At 64.9% G+C, this 17,513-nt stretch carries 21 protein-coding genes; 17 read left to right on the top strand and 4 right to left on the bottom strand.

Annotated elements, in window-relative coordinates:
• Nucleotides 1–24 precede the first annotated feature (24 nt).
• The 4 genes from P9217_RS14790 to motA are packed head-to-tail and all read right to left on the bottom strand — an operon-like array spanning nucleotide 25 to nucleotide 3,347.
• A complete protein-coding gene (locus P9217_RS14790; RefSeq protein WP_278087140.1) occupies nucleotides 25–1,041 on the bottom strand; it encodes a flagellar motor switch protein FliG in 1,017 nt (338 codons plus the stop codon).
• Between the two features lie 43 nt (nucleotides 1,042–1,084).
• On the bottom strand, nucleotides 1,085–1,471 hold the full coding sequence (fliN, locus tag P9217_RS14785; RefSeq protein WP_278054666.1) for a flagellar motor switch protein FliN: 387 nt from the start codon (nucleotides 1,469–1,471) through the stop codon (nucleotides 1,085–1,087).
• Between the two features lie 30 nt (nucleotides 1,472–1,501).
• Complete coding sequence (locus tag P9217_RS14780) at nucleotides 1,502–2,437, bottom strand: FliM/FliN family flagellar motor switch protein (RefSeq protein WP_278053809.1); 936 nt, start codon at nucleotides 2,435–2,437, stop codon at nucleotides 1,502–1,504.
• A 34-nt stretch (nucleotides 2,438–2,471) separates the two neighbouring features.
• Nucleotides 2,472–3,347: a flagellar motor stator protein MotA gene (gene motA / locus P9217_RS14775; protein WP_067002381.1), complete on the bottom strand. Its 876-nt coding sequence runs from the start codon at nucleotides 3,345–3,347 to the stop codon at nucleotides 2,472–2,474.
• A 143-nt stretch (nucleotides 3,348–3,490) separates the two neighbouring features.
• Between motA and P9217_RS14770 the strand changes: the two genes are divergently transcribed.
• The 17 genes from P9217_RS14770 (at nucleotide 3,491) to fliF (ending at nucleotide 17,513) form a co-directional block, all read left to right on the top strand.
• Nucleotides 3,491–4,267, top strand: coding sequence for a DUF1217 domain-containing protein (locus P9217_RS14770; protein WP_278087139.1), 777 nt, complete (start codon nucleotides 3,491–3,493; stop codon nucleotides 4,265–4,267).
• 7 nt (nucleotides 4,268–4,274) lie between these two features.
• Entirely contained in the window at nucleotides 4,275–4,997 is a 723-nt protein-coding gene (flgF, locus tag P9217_RS14765) for a flagellar basal-body rod protein FlgF (RefSeq protein ID WP_067002386.1), read from the top strand.
• A 4-nt stretch (nucleotides 4,998–5,001) separates the two neighbouring features.
• Nucleotides 5,002–6,408: a flagellar protein export ATPase FliI gene (gene fliI, locus P9217_RS14760; protein ID WP_127246055.1), complete on the top strand. Its 1,407-nt coding sequence runs from the start codon at nucleotides 5,002–5,004 to the stop codon at nucleotides 6,406–6,408.
• Nucleotides 6,389–7,048, top strand: coding sequence for a hypothetical protein (locus tag P9217_RS14755; protein WP_278087137.1), 660 nt, complete (start codon nucleotides 6,389–6,391; stop codon nucleotides 7,046–7,048). Before fliI ends, P9217_RS14755 begins: the two co-directional genes overlap by 20 nt.
• A gap of 89 nt (nucleotides 7,049–7,137) precedes the next feature.
• On the top strand, nucleotides 7,138–7,518 hold the full coding sequence (flgB, locus tag P9217_RS14750; RefSeq protein WP_095800437.1) for a flagellar basal body rod protein FlgB: 381 nt from the start codon (nucleotides 7,138–7,140) through the stop codon (nucleotides 7,516–7,518).
• 2 nt (nucleotides 7,519–7,520) lie between these two features.
• On the top strand, nucleotides 7,521–7,937 hold the full coding sequence (flgC, locus tag P9217_RS14745; RefSeq protein ID WP_278087136.1) for a flagellar basal body rod protein FlgC: 417 nt from the start codon (nucleotides 7,521–7,523) through the stop codon (nucleotides 7,935–7,937).
• Nucleotides 7,937–8,266 carry a flagellar hook-basal body complex protein FliE gene (locus P9217_RS14740; RefSeq protein ID WP_278087135.1) on the top strand — a complete coding sequence of 110 codons (330 nt, stop codon included), beginning with the start codon at nucleotides 7,937–7,939 and terminating at the stop codon, nucleotides 8,264–8,266. The genes flgC and P9217_RS14740 overlap by 1 nt, the downstream gene beginning before the upstream one ends.
• 9 nt (nucleotides 8,267–8,275) lie before the next feature.
• On the top strand, nucleotides 8,276–9,064 hold the full coding sequence (flgG, locus tag P9217_RS14735) for a flagellar basal-body rod protein FlgG (protein WP_067002397.1): 789 nt from the start codon (nucleotides 8,276–8,278) through the stop codon (nucleotides 9,062–9,064).
• Nucleotides 9,065–9,070: 6 nt separating this feature from the next.
• Entirely contained in the window at nucleotides 9,071–9,613 is a 543-nt protein-coding gene (gene flgA, locus P9217_RS14730; protein ID WP_095823388.1) for a flagellar basal body P-ring formation chaperone FlgA, read from the top strand.
• Entirely contained in the window at nucleotides 9,610–10,851 is a 1,242-nt protein-coding gene (locus P9217_RS14725; protein ID WP_127216564.1) for a flagellar basal body P-ring protein FlgI, read from the top strand. Before flgA ends, P9217_RS14725 begins: the two co-directional genes overlap by 4 nt.
• A 62-nt stretch (nucleotides 10,852–10,913) precedes the next feature.
• Nucleotides 10,914–11,447, top strand: coding sequence for a MotE family protein (locus tag P9217_RS14720; protein WP_278087134.1), 534 nt, complete (start codon nucleotides 10,914–10,916; stop codon nucleotides 11,445–11,447).
• Complete coding sequence (flgH, locus tag P9217_RS14715; protein WP_067002405.1) at nucleotides 11,444–12,148, top strand: flagellar basal body L-ring protein FlgH; 705 nt, start codon at nucleotides 11,444–11,446, stop codon at nucleotides 12,146–12,148. Before P9217_RS14720 ends, flgH begins: the two co-directional genes overlap by 4 nt.
• Before the next feature lie 17 nt (nucleotides 12,149–12,165).
• Nucleotides 12,166–12,660, top strand: coding sequence for a flagellar basal body-associated FliL family protein (locus P9217_RS14710; RefSeq protein WP_095823390.1), 495 nt, complete (start codon nucleotides 12,166–12,168; stop codon nucleotides 12,658–12,660).
• A complete protein-coding gene (gene fliP / locus P9217_RS14705; protein ID WP_095777164.1) occupies nucleotides 12,657–13,388 on the top strand; it encodes a flagellar type III secretion system pore protein FliP in 732 nt (243 codons plus the stop codon). Before P9217_RS14710 ends, fliP begins: the two co-directional genes overlap by 4 nt.
• A gap of 228 nt (nucleotides 13,389–13,616) precedes the next feature.
• Nucleotides 13,617–14,501, top strand: a complete 885-nt coding sequence (locus P9217_RS14700) for a flagellin (RefSeq protein WP_067002410.1) — start codon at nucleotides 13,617–13,619, stop codon at nucleotides 14,499–14,501.
• Between the two features lie 281 nt (nucleotides 14,502–14,782).
• Nucleotides 14,783–15,667, top strand: a complete 885-nt coding sequence (locus P9217_RS14695) for a flagellin (protein ID WP_067002412.1) — start codon at nucleotides 14,783–14,785, stop codon at nucleotides 15,665–15,667.
• Between the two features lie 187 nt (nucleotides 15,668–15,854).
• A complete protein-coding gene (fliF, locus tag P9217_RS14690) occupies nucleotides 15,855–17,513 on the top strand; it encodes a flagellar basal-body MS-ring/collar protein FliF (protein ID WP_095823391.1) in 1,659 nt (552 codons plus the stop codon).

The raw sequence follows: 17,513 nt of genomic DNA, 5'->3' as shown, positions 1-17,513 counted from the left end.
GGTGCCCTGACCGCATCGCTATCGTCAGGCGGCTTCGGCGGCGGTCTGCATCGAGGGAAGCTCGAACGCTCCCTGCCGCGAGAGACGAATGGTCGCCACGGCGATCGTCTTTCGCGCCGCCATGATGTCGGCCAGCGCGATACCTTCCGATCCCTGTCCGAGCTCGGATTCGATCATGCGGCGCGAGCGAGCGCCGATCGCCGACAGCACGGATTCGGTAAGCTCCGCCGGCGCGCCGCGCAAAGCCAGTGTGACGAGCTCCGTCGACAGTCCGTCGAACAGAAGCACGCGCGCCTTCTGGGCGAGCAGCGGCAAGTCGTCGAAGGCAAACAGCCGCGACCTGACCCCGGCCAGATCCGGCGTGCCGGCGTCCTCCAGGTTCTGCATGAGTTCGTCGAGCTCGGGCTTGGCCATCTCGTTGAGAACGCTGGCGACGCGCTCCTGGCCGACCGAGGTGTCCCTGGTCGCTTTTTGCGAAAGCACGCTGGCGCGCAACTGGTTCTCGACGATCCTGGCTGCCGCATCCGGAATGTTGGCCATCGTCACCATACGCTTGATGATCTGGCTGCGTATCGGCTTTTCCATCGTCAGCAGCACATTGGCCGCGGTCTGCGGCGCAAGCTTCGACAGCACCATGGCGGACGTTTGCGGGTGTTCGCCGGCGAGGAAGGTGCCCAGGCGCGTCGGCTCGAGCTTTTCCAGATCCGGCCAGATCGGCGGCGGCCCCTCAGGAGCGGGCTCGAACTTCTTCTCGCCCATGATGGCGCTCATTTCCTCCGGCGACAGCGATTCGTTGAGGATCGTGTCCATCCGGTCCGCCGAGTCGAGCAGGCCTGCGCCCTCGGTGAACTCGGCCTCGAATTCCGCAACGATGCGCTCCAGGTCGGTTTGCGGAATGGTGCGCAGCAGCCGCGCGCCCTCGATCAACGCCTTCAGCTCCTCCTGCTTGAAGAATTTGAGCAGCCGGCTGGCCGAGGGCTTGCCCATCGCCACCAGGATGGCGGCGGCCTTTTGCGGGCGCGTCAGCGTCAACGACGTCATTGGGCATGGCTCCGCTGCCGGTGAATGCTCTCGCCGTCCATGCTCAGGCGCTCTTGGTAGCAGCGTTGATTTCGGTAAGCCTGATGCCGAAGCGCGTCGGATCGTGTTCCAGCACCGTGATCTCGCCACGCGCGATTCTGCGGCCGTTGACCACCACGTCGACCGGCTCGCCTATGCGGCGGTTGAGCGCTACCGTCGAGCCCTTCTGCAGCGCCATCAGCTCCGACACCGACATTTCGGTGCTGCCCAGAATGATCTGCACATCGACCGGAATCGTCATGATGATCGAGGAATTGGCGCCGGCCTGCAGGGCAGCGTCGGGGCGGTTCTCCTCCTCCCGCAGCACGCCGCGCAATTCCTCGATGGCGCGGTCGAGCTGCTCGTCCGGCTGGTCGGCTTCGGGTTCGGCTTCCACCTTGGTCTTCGCCATGCCTCGTCTCCAATAATCCCAAGCCAGGCCTCAGCCCGGCACCAATCCGTCGACGAAATCCTGCCCGCCATCGTGAGGATGCCGGATGCGGACCGTGTAGTTCTGTCCGAGCTTGCCGAACTCGCAGACAAACAGCGTCTTGTCGCGCGCGCTGAGCTTTGCCTGCAGCTGCGCATCTTCCTCGAACTCGATCACCTGTCCGGGCTGGAAGGCGGCGAGATCGCCAAGCGACAGCCGGGCGAGCGGCATGGTGGCCTCGAGCCGCACGGCCGAGCGCATCACTTCCTCCGAGAAGCGGGCTCGCCAGTCGAATTCCGTCGTCTGGTCGCCGCCGTGATCGGCGGTGGCGCCGCGGGTCGCCAAAAGGATTCGCTGCGGGATCATCACCGTCACCGTGCCGGTGTCGGTCGGCGTCGAGATGCCATAGATGATGCGAACCGCCGCCCCGTCGCGTAGCACGCGCCGTTTCGCCTCGTTGCCGGACATCGCCCTCGGGACAGGCTGGCGCAGCTCGAGAGAACGCCGGCCCGATCCGTTCAGCGCCATCGCGACCTCTTGGAAGACGGTGGTGGCGACGTCGGTCTCGATCTGTGACAGGTCGCGCTCGATCGGCGCCACCGGCTGGTCCGGATCGCCGCCGAACAGCGCCTGGACCATGACGGCGATCGCCGGCGCGTCCATGACGAGCGTCATGGCGTCGGCCGAGGTCGGCGAAGGAACGATAGTCATGGCGAAGGTTTCGCCGGCGCGCATACGCGCATCGGGGACACGTCCCACTTCGACCGCCTGCAGGTCGACGGTGACCGGCGCGCCCAGCTCTGCGGAAAGTGCTTTCTGCAGCAGCGGCAGCGAGCGCTCGGCCATGCCGCGGCCGACGCCGATCACCTGCGCGGCCTCGCCGCTGTCGCCGACGAGACGCTCGATGATGAGAGCCCGGGTTTGCGACGGACTTGCCGGACTGGTCATGACGCCAAACGGCCCCGGCTGAAGTTCTGCATGCTCAGGCCGCCTTCTTCTCGGCGGTGCCGGTATTCATCGTGCTCTGCTCGACGGCATCGATAGTAGGACGCTCATAGGACGAAATGGTCTTGCGGCCGAACTCGATCGCGACCTGCGGCAAGGCGCCGTTCATGTAAGCGAGCAGCGTCTGCTTGACGATGATGTACAGGCGGTTCTTCTTCTCGCGCACCGTCTTGATCTTGGTGGCGACCGGACCGACCACGGCATAGGACAGGAAGATGCCGAGGAAGGTTCCGACGAGCGCAGCACCAATCAGCCCGCCGAGAATTTCCGGCGATTGGTCGAGCGCGCCCATCGCCTTCACCACGCCGAGCACGGCCGCGACGATGCCGAGCGCCGGCAGGCCGTCGCCGACCGCGACCATCGCGTGATAGGCCTTCAGCTTGTCGGTGCGGATCGTCTGGATCTCCTCATCCATCAGCGCCTCGATCTCGTGCGAGCGCGCATTGCCGATGATGATGATGCGGCAATAGTCGCAGATGAAATGCGTCAGGTCGTGGTTCTTGAGCACCGTCGGGAACGCCTGGAAGATCGCCGACTCTTCCGGATTGTCGATATGCGCCTCGACCTCGCTGCGCGACTTCGATCGCAACTCGCGCATCAGGCTGTGCAGGACGCCAAGCGTTTCGAGATAGTCGCGCTCCTTCGGCACGGCCTGCTTGAAGGCCTCGAGAATGCCCTTGCCGGTGTCCTTGACCGTCTTCATCGGGTTGGCGACAAGGAAAGTGCCGAGCGCTGCGCCGCAGATGACCACCGCTTCCCAAGGCTGGATCAGCACATGCAGATGCCCACCCATGGCCATGAAGCCACCGAGCACGCAGCCAAGCGTCACCACAAGTCCGATCAGAATACCCACGACAGGTCCTTCCGCATGTCACGTCGAGGATCAGGGATAGTCCTCGTGCCTTGTGTGAGGCTTGAATCGCGATGCGGAACCGATTCAGCCTCGCACAAGGAAGCATCGCTATCGTCACCGGAAAGCTTCGGCCGGAGGCGCAGATGTTGAACACCTATACGAGCTATCAGCTCATCGCCAAGGACATCCCAAAGGCAATCGACCAGGTCGAGTCGCAGCCCGTCGTGAAGCGTGACACCGACTACTATTTGGCCAATATCGGCAACGTCAAAAGCATCGACGTTTTCGTCAACAACACTCGGCTGTTCAACTACGCGATGAAGGCGTACGGGCTGGAAGACATGGCCTATGCCAAGGCCTTCATGGTCAAGGCGCTCAAGGAAGGCGTGTCCGACTCCGACAGCTTCGCCAACAAGCTGAGCGACAAGCGTTACGCCGACTTCGTCAAAGCGTTCAACTTTGCGGCTTACGGCTCGACCGCCACGCTCTATCCCTCCGCCCAGCAAGGCGCGGTCGACAAATACATGCGCCAGACGCTGGAGGAGAATGCCGGCGAAACCAATCAGGGCGTGCGCCTGGCGCTCTATTTCCAGCGTAAGGCGCCTGACATCAACAGCTGGTATGACGTGCTCGCCGACACGGCCCTTTCGAGCGTGGTGCGCACGGCTCTCGGCCTGCCCGACTCCATCGCCTCCGCCGACATCGACAAGCAGGCGCAGATGTTCGAGCAGAAGCTCGATATCGCCGACTTCAAGGATCCCGACAAGCTGAACACCTTCCTTACCCGCTTCACCAGCCTGTGGGAGATCAACAACCCGACGACCACTGCCGTGACCTCGGTCAGCGTGCTGTTCGCGCAGCCGACCACGGTCGGCATCTCGACCGATCTGATGATGGCCATGCAGAAGCTGAAGTTCTGAGAACACCATGCAGGACAGTCTCTACGTCGCCCTATCTTCGCAGATTGCGCTCGAACGCCGTCTCGACACCATCGCCGACAATGTCGCCAACGCTTCGACCATCGGCTTTCGCGCCACCGGCGTGAAATTCGAGGACGTGGTCTCCGGCACCGGGCCGAAGTCGGTATCCTTCGCATCCTCCGGCAAGACCTATCTTTCCAGCGCGCACGGCTCGCTGACCGAAACCGGCAATCCTTTCGATTTCGCCATCCAAGGCGACGCCTGGTTCGCCATCGAGACGCCGGCCGGCACGGTGATGACCCGCGACGGCCGTTTCTCCATGAACGAGAACGGCGAGCTGATGTCGATCGAAGGCTATCCGGTGCTGGACAGCGGCGGCGCCCCGATCCAGCTCGATCCGCGCAACGGTCCGCCGAAGGCCGGCGCCGATGGCTCGCTGCGCCAAAACGACCAGCTCGTCGGCGCCATCGGCCTCTACGATTTCGATCCCGGCGCCAATTTCGTCCGCTACGGCAATTCGGGCATCGTTCCCGCGCGGACCCCGGAACCGGTCACCGACCGCTCCGATGTCGGCGTAGCTCAAGGGTTTCTCGAGGAATCCAACGTCAATCCGGTGCTGGAGATGACCCGGCTGATCCAGGTGCAGCGCGCCTTCGAGAATACGGCTGCGCTGATCCGGCAGAGTGCTTCGTCCACCGACGATGCGATCAAGACGCTCGGCGACAAGTAACGGGATGGCGAACGGCTCGTCCCTGCTCCGCGCGCCTGAGAAGCTTGCAGACGCCGGTCCCACGGATCGGCTGGCCGCGCTCGAACGCATCTGGCGGCGGTTCGACAACCCGGAAACGCTGCTCAGCCGCGGCGGCCGCGTCGTCGAGATCTCGCCCACTCACTACAAGGTGCGCGGCCTTTCGGACATTGCCAGGCTCGGCGACATCGTCGAGCAGCGCGGCAAGACCGGCACGCGCCGCGGCGAGATCGTCAGGATAGGCCGCGACGAGGTGGTGGTCGCGCCGTTCGAGCGCCACGCCGATGCCGGCATCGGCGACACCGTTTTCCGGCGCGGCCCACTCGCGGTCGCGCCGGATGTTTCCTGGCGCGGGCGCGCCATCGACGCTTTGACTCGCGTCATCGACGGCGGCCCGCCGCTGGTCAGGCCGAATGCCGCCGGCAGCGCCGACACATTGACGCCCGGCGCCATGTCGCGGCAGCGGGTCGACACCGGCTTCCTGACCGGAGTGCGGGTGATCGACATCTTCACGCCGCTCTGCTTCGGCCAGCGGCTCGGCATCTTCGCCGGCTCCGGCGTCGGCAAGTCGACGCTGCTTGCCATGCTCGCCGGCGCCGAGGCCTTCGACACGGTGGTCGTGGCGCTGATCGGCGAGCGCGGCCGCGAGGTGCGCGAATTCCTCGAGGACACCATCGGCGCCGACAGCATGGCCAAGACCGTCGCGGTCGTCGCCACCAGCGACGAGAGCGCCATGATGCGCCGGCGCGCGCCCGACACAGCCATGCGCGTGGCCGAGCATTTCCGCGACCAGGGCCATCGCGTGCTCCTCGTGCTGGATTCGATCACCCGCTTTGCCCATGCGCTGCGCGAGGTGGCGACGGGCACCGGCGAGCCGCCGGTCGCGCGCGGCTACCCGGCATCGGTCTTCACCGATCTGCCGAAGCTGCTCGAGCGCGCCGGACCAGGCGCCGAGGGCAAAGGCTCGATCACCGCCATCATCTCGGTGCTGGTGGACGGCGACGACCACAACGATCCGGTGGCCGATTCGGTGCGCGGCATCCTCGATGGCCACGTCGTGCTCGACCGCGCGATCGCCGAGCAGGGACGCTACCCGCCGGTCAATCCGCTGTCGTCGATCTCACGTCTCGCCGACAAGGCCTGGAGCGCCGAGCAGCGCATGCTGGTGACAAGGCTGAAAGCGATGATCGCGCGCTTCGAGGACACGCGCGACATCCGTCTGCTCGGCGCCTATCAGGGGGGCGCCGACGCTGAGCTCGACATCGCCGTGCGCCAGGTGCCGCTGATCTACGAGGCGCTCACGCAGTCGCCGAGGGACCGCGCATCGGCCGATCCGTTCACCGATCTCGCCCGCCATCTCAAGGGGAAGCAGAATGGCGATCAAGGAGACTGACCTGCAACAGACCGAGCGCATGCTGCGTGAGATGATTGCCGAGGCCAAGGCCGCCGAGGAGGCCGACGCCAGCCGCGACTCGCTCATCAACGGCCTGTTCCCGAAAAAGGTGGAGTGGCCGCAGCCGCCGCCGGCCCAGTTCCCCCGCCTGGCCAACAGGAAAGCGGACCGGCGCAGCGATTTCGTCGTCGCAGCGCTCGGCATCACGCTCGGCCTGATCTGCGCGCTGTTTCCCTGGTATATCTTTTTCAACCAGGAGCAGTTCGGCGTCCAGACCATCAAGTTCGGCGGCAGCGGCAGCAATTCGGGACGCGACGGCGGCGGCGTCGCGGCCGAACGCAGCGGACCGCTGACGGCCAAGGACGTTCCCAACGCCGATATCGACCTGCTGGCCACCGGAACGGTGCAGGACGAACCCCCGCCGGCGCCTGGCGACCAGCCCTTCCCTGCGGCCGCGGCGGAATTCAGGATGGTGCATGTCGCCAATGGCCGCGCGATGATCGAGGACGACACCGGCCTGTGGATCGTCCAGCGCGGCTCCGTCCTGCCGGACTCCAGCCGCGTCGCCGCGATCGAGCAGCGCGGTGGCAAGTGGGTGATCATCACCGATGCCAACAAGGTGATCCAGCTTTCCAGGTGATGGCCTCGTAACGGGCCGCGGGCTCGCTCCGCGCAAGGTCCGCGCAAGACTGGCGGCCTAGTCTTGTGCGTACTCGCCCGGAGAGTCCCATGGAACCCGTCAACCTCTTTGACCTCGCCACCCGGCAGTCGCAATGGCTGGCCGTGCGCCAGTCCGCGATCGCATCCAACATCGCCAATGCCAACACGCCGGGCTACACGGCAAACGACGTCGAACCGTTCGAAAAGGTCCTCGACCGGACTGCGGTGACGCTGGCGGCCACCCAGACCGGCCATTTGGGCGCCGAGGGGACCAATGCCGGCTTCAATCTCAAGCCGGAGGATGTCACGGGCTCGATAATGCCGTCGAAGAACACGGTGGTGCTCGAGGACGAGCTGATGAAGGCCGGCGAAGTGCGCCGCTCCTTCGAGCTCAACACGGCGATCGTCAAAGCCTTCCATTCGATGATGACGATGGTGGTGAAGAGCTGACCATGGACGCCCTGACCGCAGCCCTCAAAGTCGCGGCATCCGGCCTTGGCGCCCAGTCGGAGCGTCTGCGCGTGGTGTCGGAGAACCTCGCCAATGCGCAATCGACGGGCAACACGCCTGGCGCCGATCCCTATCGCCGCAAGACGATCAGCTTCCAGTCCGAGCTCGACCGGACGAGCGGTGGTTCGCTGGTCGAGGTGAGCTCGATCGCGCGCGACCCGTCGGACTTCCCGATCGAGTTCCAGCCCGGCAACGAGGCCGCCGACGCAAAAGGGTACGTGAAGATGCCCAACGTCAATGTGCTGGTCGAAATGGCCGACATGAACGAGGCCAACCGCTCCTATGAGGCCAACCTGCAGGTCATCAAGCAGGCTCGCGATCTGATTTCCATGACCATCGACCTGATGAGGAACCAGTAATGATCGGCGGTATCGGGGCACTACAGTTCAAACCGGCAATCGACGGCACGGAGGCCGCCTCGCCGCGCCTGCTTCAGGGCGGTGTCGGCACCAAAGCAGGCGAAGGCGTCGGCAGCAGCTTTGCGGAGGCTCTCAGCCAGGCTGCGACCAAGACCGTCAACACGCTGCAGAACGCCGAGCAGATGTCGATCCAGGCGCTCAAAGGCGACGCCGACACCCGCCAAGTGGCCGATGCGGTGCTGAGCGCCCAGCAGGCCCTGCAGACGACGATCGCCATCCGCGACAAGGTCGTCTCGGCCTATCTCGAAATCAGCCGCATGAGTATCTAGGACCGCGTCATGAAAGCCCTTGCCATCGCCGCGACCGGCATGAACGCCCAGCAAACCAATCTGGAAGTCATCGCCAACAACATCGCCAACATCAACACCACCGGCTACAAGCGGGCGCGCGCCGAATTCTCCGACCTGCTCTACCAGGTCGATCGCACCCAAGGGGTGCCCAACCGCTCCAACACCTCGCTTGTGCCCGAGGGCGTTTCGATCGGCCTCGGCGTCAAGACGACGGCCGTGCGCAACGTCCATACACAGGGCGAGCTGACCAGCACGGGCAACAGCTTCGACCTGGCGCTGACCGGCCGCGGCTGGTTCCAGATCGAGGGCGCCGACGGCAGCACGCTCTACTCCCGCGCCGGTGCCTTCAACACCAATGCCACCGGGCAGCTGGTCACCGCCGACGGCGCCACCGTCATTCCGGCGATCACCGTGCCGACCGACGCGGTCGAGGTCATCGTCAACAAGACCGGCCAGGTCTTTGCCCGTATCGACGGCCAGACCGACCTTCAGCTTCTCGGCCAGCTTCAGATCGCCAACTTCGCCAATGAGGCGGGCCTGGCGCCGCTCGGCGACAATCTGTTCCAGGAGACGGCGGCCTCTGGCCCGGCCAATGTCGGCGTTCCAGGCGATCCGGGCTTCGCCACCATCGAGCAGGGCTATCTGGAGTCCTCCAACGTCGATCCGGTCAAGGAAATCACCGAGCTGATCTCGGCGCAGCGCGCCTATGAAATGAACTCGAAGGTCATCCAGGCCGCTGACGACATGGCCTCGGTGGTCTCAAAGAACATCAGGTAACCGACGATGGCCATGCCGGCTTCCTGCCCTGCTTTTCGTCGCGCCGTGCTGGCCCTTGCGCTGGTGGTCGTCGGCGTGCCGGCGCTTGCGCAAGAGACGGGCCCATCTCCCTTGCGATCCGGGGAGTCGGCCAACCAGCTCGCCGCCAATCAAGCGGTCGGCGAAGCCGTGCTGATCCCCAACCGGGTCATCTATCCCGGCGAGACGATCGAGCTTGCGGCGCTGAAGCAGGTGACGCTTGTCCCGGGCAAGCACAAGCCGGACGGAATGGCGACGCGCTCCGAGGAACTTCAGGGCAAGGTCGCCAAGCGCACCCTCGTGCCCGGCCGCTACATTCCGGCGGCCGCGATCCGCGATGCCTGGCTGGTCGAGCAGGGTGCCTCGGTGCAGGTCTATTTCACCGCCGGAGCGCTGACCATCTCGGCCGCGGGCGTCACGCTGCAGCCGGGCGCCGCCGGCGACCTCATCAAAATTCGCAATGTCGACAGCGGCAAGATCATTTCCGGCACAGTAATGGCCGACGGCACGATTCGAGTCGGCGCATCGTGAGGCGCGTCTTTGCCCTTCTGCTGAGCGCCGCGATCGGTCTTCAGCCCGCATTGGCCGATGGGCTCACGTCCAAGGCCAAGCGCGAACTTGCGCAGAAAAATGGCGGCGTTTACGACGATCCGGAATACGATCCGGCCACCACCAACCGCATGTTCCGCGTCTCGACGGGACCGAGCACGCTGCCGCCCGGCCAGGTCGCCGCGCGCATCAAGGACATTGCCCAGCTGCAGAGCGCGCGCGACAACCAGCTCGTCGGCTACGGCCTGGTCATCGGCCTGGCGGGAACCGGCGACAGCCTGCGCAACTCGCCGTTCACCGAACAGTCGATCCGCGCCATGCTGGAGAACCTCGGCATCGCCACCGAAGGTGGCAGCGCGCGCGCCAAGAACGTCGCCGCCGTCATCGTCACCGCCAACATGCCGCCCTTCGTCCAGTCGGGCGCGCGCATCGACATCGACGTCTCCTCGATGGGAGATGCCACCTCGCTTGCCGGCGGCACGCTGGTGATGACGCCGCTCAAGGCCGCGGACGGCGAGATCTACGCCGTCGGCCAGGGCTCGGTGATCGTGGGCGGTTTCACCGCCCAGGGCCAGGCCGAGCAGCTGACGCAAGGCGTGCCCACCGCCGGCCGCGTGCCGAACGGCGCCATCGTCGAGCGCTCGGTGCCCGCCGAGTTCGACGACCAGGGCGTGCTGACGCTGCAATTGCGCAATCCCGATTTCTCAACCGCCATCCGCATCGCGGACGCCATCAACGACTACACCTCGCAGCGCTTCGGCATGCGGGTTGCGGCCGAGCGCGATGCCCGCACCGTGCAGATCAGACGGCCGAAGAACGTATCGGCCGCGCGCTTTTATGCCGAGATCGAAAACCTGGTCGTCGAGTCGGATGCGCCTGCCCGCGTCGTCATCGACGAGCGCACCGGCACCATCGTCATCGGCAACAACGTCAAGATCTCGCGCGTCGCCATCAGCCACGGCACTCTCACCGTGCGCATCACCGAGGCGCCGAAAGTGGTTCAGCCGGAGCCCTTCTCCAAGGGCGAGACGGCGGTCGAGCCCTTCACCGCCATCGAGGCCTCGCGACCCGACGCCCGCGTCGCCGTGCTCGACGGCCCCGACCTTGAAACGCTCGTTTCCGGTCTCAACCGTCTCGGCGTGAAGCCCGACGGCATCATCGCCATCCTGCAAGGCATCAAGTCGGCCGGCGCCCTGCAGGCCGACCTGGTTCTCCAATAGGCATGCCGATGATCGAGCTCTTCTCCTCAAACCCGCATCGTCGCCCGAGACTTCATACGACCATGAAGCTACTAGCCGCTGTCTCGATCGCTGCGCTGATGGGCGGCACTCCGGGTCGCGCGGAAGAAGTCCGCCAGGTGCTGCCCGGCGGACAGGCCCCGGCCCAGCCGGCTGATCTCGCGCGCGGCAAGGCGCCGGACGAGAGCGAGATCCAGCGCTTCTGCTCCAACATCGCCGATGCAGCTCGCGACCGCCGCTACGCCTTGCAGGCCGAGGAGCTGAAGCAGCTCCAGGCAGGCATCGACGAGCGCATGAAAGCCCTGGAGACGAAACGTTCCGAGTACGAGCAGTGGCTGAAGCGACGCGAGGTATTCCTGGCGCGCGCCGAAGAGAGCGTCGTCAAGATCTATGCCGGCATGAAGCCAGACGCCGCGGCCGAGCGCCTGGCAATGGTCAACGCCGAGCTCGCTGCGGCCATCCTGATGAAGCTCGATGCGCGCAAGGCCGGCGTCATCCTCAACGAAATGGACCAGAAGGCGGCGGCGACGCTCACCGGCATCATGGCCAGCGCGGCGCGAAGGGTTGATCCGTCATGAAGTTGAAATTGCTCGTCCTTGTCGCGGTCGCGGCACTGTCCGGCTGCGGCACCGACCTCAAGGAAGTCGGCCGGGAGCCTGCGCTCTCACCGGTCGGCTCCGGCATCGGCAATGGCGGCGCTGCCCCCTACTCCTATCCGGAGCCGCCGGCGAGACCCGTCAAGAAATTCTCGCTTTGGGATGATCGCCAGAGCAGGCTTTTCACCGATCCGCGGGCGCTACGCGAGGGCGATATCCTGACCGTCAACATCAAGCTCAACGACAAGGCCAATTTCAAGAATAAGAACGACCGCAGCCGCACCGCCGCGCGCAAGCTCGGCTACGACGTGACGCTCGGTTGGGACGGCAAGAGCACCAGCGGCAAGGGCGATGCCGGCTTGAGCTCCAGCACCGAGACCAACGCCGACGGCGAGATCAATCGCTCGGAGAATCTCGAGCTCAATGTCGCCGCCGTCGTCACCGAAGTGCTGCCCAACGGCAATCTGATGATCAGGGGCTCGCAGGAAGTGCGCGTCAATTACGAACTTCGGGTCCTCACCATCGCTGGCATGGTGCGTCCCTCCGATATCGGCGCCGAAAACACCATCCCCTACGAGCGCATCGCCGAGGCACGTATCTCCTATGGCGGACGCGGCCGCGTGAGCGAGGTCCAGCAGCCGGCCTACGGTCAGCAGATCCTCGACCAGGTTCTTCCTTTCTAGGCGGGGAGATCGCTGTCGTGGCAAACGTCGAGCAGGCTCAGTCCAAGAAGGGACCTTCCCTTGTGGTCCAGCTCGCCATGCTCTTGGCCATGACGGGCGCGGCCGTCGGCATGGGCTGGTTCTCGGGCGGCTATCTCAAGCAGGGAGAAGCCCCGGCGCCTGTTCCTGCCGCACCTGAGAACGCCGGCAACCCGGAGAAGTCGGCCGAAGTGGGCAAACAGATCGCCGGACCGACGGTGGTCCAACTGGCGCCGATCACCACCAATCTCGCCGCACCTAGCGAAATCTGGATAAGGCTGGAGGCATCGGTGCTCTACGACGCGCCGCAGCCGCAGGAAATGACCGAGCAGATCCATCAGGACCTGCTGGCGTTCGTGCGCACGCTGAAGATGCATCAGATCGAAGGCGCCAGCGGCTACCAGCATCTCAAGGCCGATCTCGACGAGCGTGCGGCGCTGCGCAGCGGCGGCCACGTCAAACAGGTTCTCATCAGGACGATGCTGCTCGAATGAGAAAGTTCCTCATCGCCACGGCGCTCATCGTCGTCACCACCTCTGTCGCCGCGGCCCAGCAGCTCGATCTCGGCGGCATAGGCAAGGCCGACGGCACCACGGTCGGTTATCTCATCCAGATGTTCGGGCTGCTCACCGTGCTTTCGGTGGCGCCGGGCCTGCTGATCATGGTGACGAGCTTCACCCGCTTCGTCATCGCCTTCTCGATTCTGCGCGCCGGCATCGGCCTGCAGTCGACCCCGGCCAACCTGATCCTGATCTCGCTGTCGCTGTTCATGACCTTCTATGTCATGGCGCCGACCTTCGACCAGGCCTGGAACACGGGCGTCAAGCCGCTGATGGACAACCAGATCACCCAGGCCGAGGCCTTCGAGAAGATCTCGGATCCGTTCCGCAGCTTCATGCTGCACAATGTGCGCGACAAGGATTTCGATCTTTTTGCCGATCTCGCCCGCGAGCGCGGCCAGACTGTCTCGCGCGACACCGTGGACCTGCGCATTCTGGTGCCCGCCTTCATGATCTCGGAAATCAGGCGCGGCTTCGAGATCGGTTTTCTGATCGTGCTGCCGTTCCTGGTGATCGATCTCATCGTCGCCACCGTGACCATGGCGATGGGCATGATGATGCTGCCGCCGACGGTGGTTTCCCTGCCGTTCAAGATCCTGTTTTTCGTGCTGATCGACGGCTGGAACCTTCTGGTCGGCAGCCTGGTGCGATCGTTTACCTGATCGCCCCGCCGGGCTCCAGGACGACACTTAAGGCTTCGCCTGCTAAGGCCCGCGCGAATTATTTTGGATTAACCGTCCAGTTTAGCCGTTTGGTAGGAAGTTGCCCGCATAGTCCGCTCCAGATGGCGGGTGATCGGGTCTCAGCGATCATGGGCATGATGCCGCACCGTCATACCGGACAAGCCGGTATGTCAAAAAAATCCGTGTAAAAACCAAGGTACGAGTATCATGTCCAGTATCATGACCAATTCCGCTGCGCTGACCGCGCTGCAGAGCTTGAACAACACCAACAAGCAGCTCGAGACCACCCAGTCCCGCATTTCGACCGGTTACCGTGTCGCCACCGCCAGCGACAACGCCGCTTACTGGTCGATCGCCACCTCGATGAAGTCGGACAACAAGGCGCTCTCGGCCGTTCAGGACTCGCTCGGCCTCGGCGCCGGCAAGGTCGATACCGCCTACACCGCCATCAACGACGTCAAGGATCAGGTCGACCTGATCAAGACCAAGCTGGTTACCGCCCGCGGCGCCAGCCAGGAAGACCAGCAGAAGATCGCGACCGAAATCAAGGCCATCCAGGATCAGATCAAGTCGTCGGTCACCAACGCCAACTTCGCCGGCTCGAACCTGCTGCAGAACGACGGCACGGCTGCTTCCGATCTGAACATCGTTGCTTCGTACAACCGCACCGGCTCGACCGTCACCATCGACACCATCAAGGTGGCCTCTGCCGACACGCAGGTCCTCGACACGGCGGGCACCGGCGGCATCGTCGGCGGTCTGCTTGCGACGACCTTCTTCGATCCGAGCTCCGCCGCCGTCGCCGACACCGCTATCGACACCGCGCTCGGCACCGTTGAAACGGCGCTCGGCAAGCTGTCCACCGGCGCCGCCTCGCTCGGTGCCGCAAAGTCGCGCATCGATACCCAGCAGAGCTTCCTGTCGAACCTGTCGGACTCGATCGACAAGGGCGTCGGCGCTCTGGTCGACGCCGACATGAACAAGGAATCGACCCGCCTGCAGGCCCTCCAGGTGCAGCAGCAGCTCGGCATCCAGGCGCTGTCGATCGCCAACGGCAACTCTCAGCAGATCCTGTCGCTCTTCCGCGGCTGATCGCCCAGCGAACTTCAGGCATCTTTGTCGGGTCGCGCCACCAGCGCGGCTCGATTTTCATTTTTGATGCTGCTGCCCCTCCGAGGCGCGCCTCTTCCCTCGAGAAATATTACCGCACCGCGGTTTCAAGGCTGGCTTTTAACGCGCCGTTAACTGTGACGCGCTAGCTATGGTTAACCAATCGCTATGACGGGCCGACCGACGGTCGACAGGCATGACCGCCCCCGCCAGAGAGTTGACCGGCATGCGCGAGGCATGCCTGCTTTGAGAAGGGGTGTATCTTGGCAAGCATCATGACCAACGCCGCCGCGCTCACCGCGCTGCAGAGCCTCAACGCCACCAACAAGGCGCTTGAGACGACGCAGGGCCGCATCTCGACCGGCTACCGTGTCGCCACCGCTTCCGACAACGCCGCCTACTGGTCGATCGCCACCTCGATGCGGTCCGACAACAAGGCGCTCTCGGCCGTCCAGGACGCGCTCGGCCTCGGCGCCGGCAAGGTCGACACAGCTTACACCGCCATCACCGACATCAAGGACCAGGTCGACGCGATCAAGGCCAAGCTGGTCACCGCGCGCGGCGCCAGTCAGGACAACCAGCAGAAGATCGCGACCGAAATCAAGGCCATCCAGGACCAGATCAGGTCGTCGGTCACCAATGCCAGCTATGCCGGTTCGAACCTGCTGCAGAATGACGGCACGGCCGCCTCGGATCTGCATGTCGTGGCTTCGTACAACCGCACCGGCACGACCGTCTCCATCGACACCATCGACGTGGCAGCGACCGACACGCAGGTTCTCGACACCGCCGGCACGGGCGGCATCGTCGGCGGGCTGCTTGCGACGACCTTCTTCGATCCAAGTGCCGCGGCCGTTTCCGACACCGCCGTCGACACCGCGCTCGACAGCGTTGAAACGGCGCTTGCCAAGCTCTCCACCGGCGCTGCCTACCTTGGCGCCGCCAAGTCGCGCATCGACACCCAGCAGAGCTTCCTGTCGAACCTGTCCGATTCGATCGACAAGGGCGTCGGTGCCCTCGTCGATGCCGACATGAACAAGGAATCGACCCGCCTGCAAGCGCTCCAGGTGCAACAGCAGCTCGGCATCCAGGCGCTGTCGATCGCCAACGGCAACTCGCAGTCGATACTGGCCCTGTTCAAGAGCTGATATTTCCGCTGAGGCAACCCTTCCATCGCAAGGCCGCGTCTCGGGCGCGGCCTTTTTCTTGCGCGTCAGACTGCTGCCTCCGGGCCGTTCGGGCCTCGTATAGCCCCTGGCCGCGCGCACTATCATCCTCGCACAAGCTTCGCGGTCTAGTCTTCCGGCGGAAAGTCATGCTGGGAGCGGTTGAATCGTGCCGGAACAGATCCAGAGCCTCATCGCGAACCTCCGCGGCTTCGGCGTCAGGCGTCTCGCTCTCATGGGCGGCATCGCCGCGCTGGTCATGGCCGTCATCGGCGTCGGCTCGGTCTATCTCAACCGTCCGGCCTACGAGACGCTCTATGTCGGGCTCGACCGCAGCGACGTGAACCAGATCGGCCTGGTGCTGGGCGAGGCCGGCATCGGCTTCGATGTCGGCGCCGACGGAACATCGGTGCTGGTGCCGGCCGGCACCACCGCGCAGGCGCGCATGCTGCTGGCCGAAAAGGGCCTGCCGACCAGCGCCAACGCTGGCTACGAGCTGTTCGACAATGTCGGCTCGCTCGGCCTCACCTCGTTCATGCAGCAGATCACCCGCGTGCGTGCGCTGGAAGGCGAGATCGCGCGCACCATCCAGTCGATCGCCGGCGTCAAGGCGGCGCGCGTACACATCGTCATGTCCGAGCGCGCCAATTTCCGCCGCGACGAGCAGCAGCCCTCGGCCTCGGTGGTCATCCGTTATGCCGGCGTCGATGCCGAAAAGAGCGCCCAGTCGATCCGCCACCTCGTCGCCGCAGCGGTTCCCGGCCTGTCGGCCGACAAGGTGACCGTGCTCGATTCCAACGGCAATCTGCTCGCCGCCGGCGACGACACTTCCAACACAAGCGCGGCCCGCACGCTCGGCGTCGAGCAGACGGTCGAGGCGCAGATCGGCGACAACATCCGCCGCGCGCTGACGCCCTATCTCGGCCCCGACAATTTCCGCGCCAGCGTCAAGGCCGACGTCAATACCGACACCCGCCAGACCGAAGAAACGATCTTCGATCCCGAATCCCGCGTCGAGCGTTCGGTGCAGTCGGTGCGCACCAACGAGGCCAGCAACCAGAAGCAGGCCTCGAACCCGACGAGCGTCGAGCAGAACCTGCCCGAGACGCAGACGACCACGACTGAAGGGCCGCAGTCCTCCTCGCAGAACGACCGCAAGGAGGAGATCACCAACTACGAGATCAACTCCAAGAAGATCGCTACCGTTTCCAACGGCTACTCGGTGACCAAGATGTCGATCGCCGTCGTCGTCAACCAGGATCGGCTGAAGACCATCCTCGGCAAGGACGCCACCCCCGAGCAGATTGCCAAGCGCGTCGCCGATATCCAGAAGATGGTGGCCTCCGCCACTGGCTTTGAGGAGAAGCGCGGCGACGTCATCGATGTATCGGCGGTCGAGTTCATCGACGGGCTGGACGGTGAGCCGATCGACCAGCCGGGCATCCTCGCCTCGATCGGCACATACACCGGCACGCTGATCAATGCCGGCGCCTTCATCGTCGTCGTGTTCCTGGTCGCCTTCTTCGGCCTGCGGCCGATGGCGGCCGCGCTGACGGCGTCGGCCAAGCCCGCGGCCCTCGCCGGCCCGAGCTTCGACGATGTCCAGCGCTCGCTGCCGACCCCCGACGCGCCGGTGGCCGCAATCGCAGCCGACACGGCCGTCGGCGCGCTGCCGGGCGCCCGGCCGGGCGCCACTCCGCTCGACGACCTGCGCCAGAAGATCAGGCCTGCGCCGCAGGAACGGCTAGCACGCATGGTCGACCTCAACGAGGAACGCACGGCCCAGATCTTGCGCAAATGGGCGGCCGCCCCGGAAGCCGCGGGTTAA

Origin of the sequence: Mesorhizobium sp. WSM4989 (genome assembly GCF_029625795.1) — a bacterium.
In the GTDB taxonomy this organism is placed as follows: domain Bacteria; phylum Pseudomonadota; class Alphaproteobacteria; order Rhizobiales; family Rhizobiaceae; genus Mesorhizobium.
The sequence above is the reverse complement of the archived record's forward strand: the minus strand, read 5'-3'. Positions and strand labels throughout refer to the sequence as shown.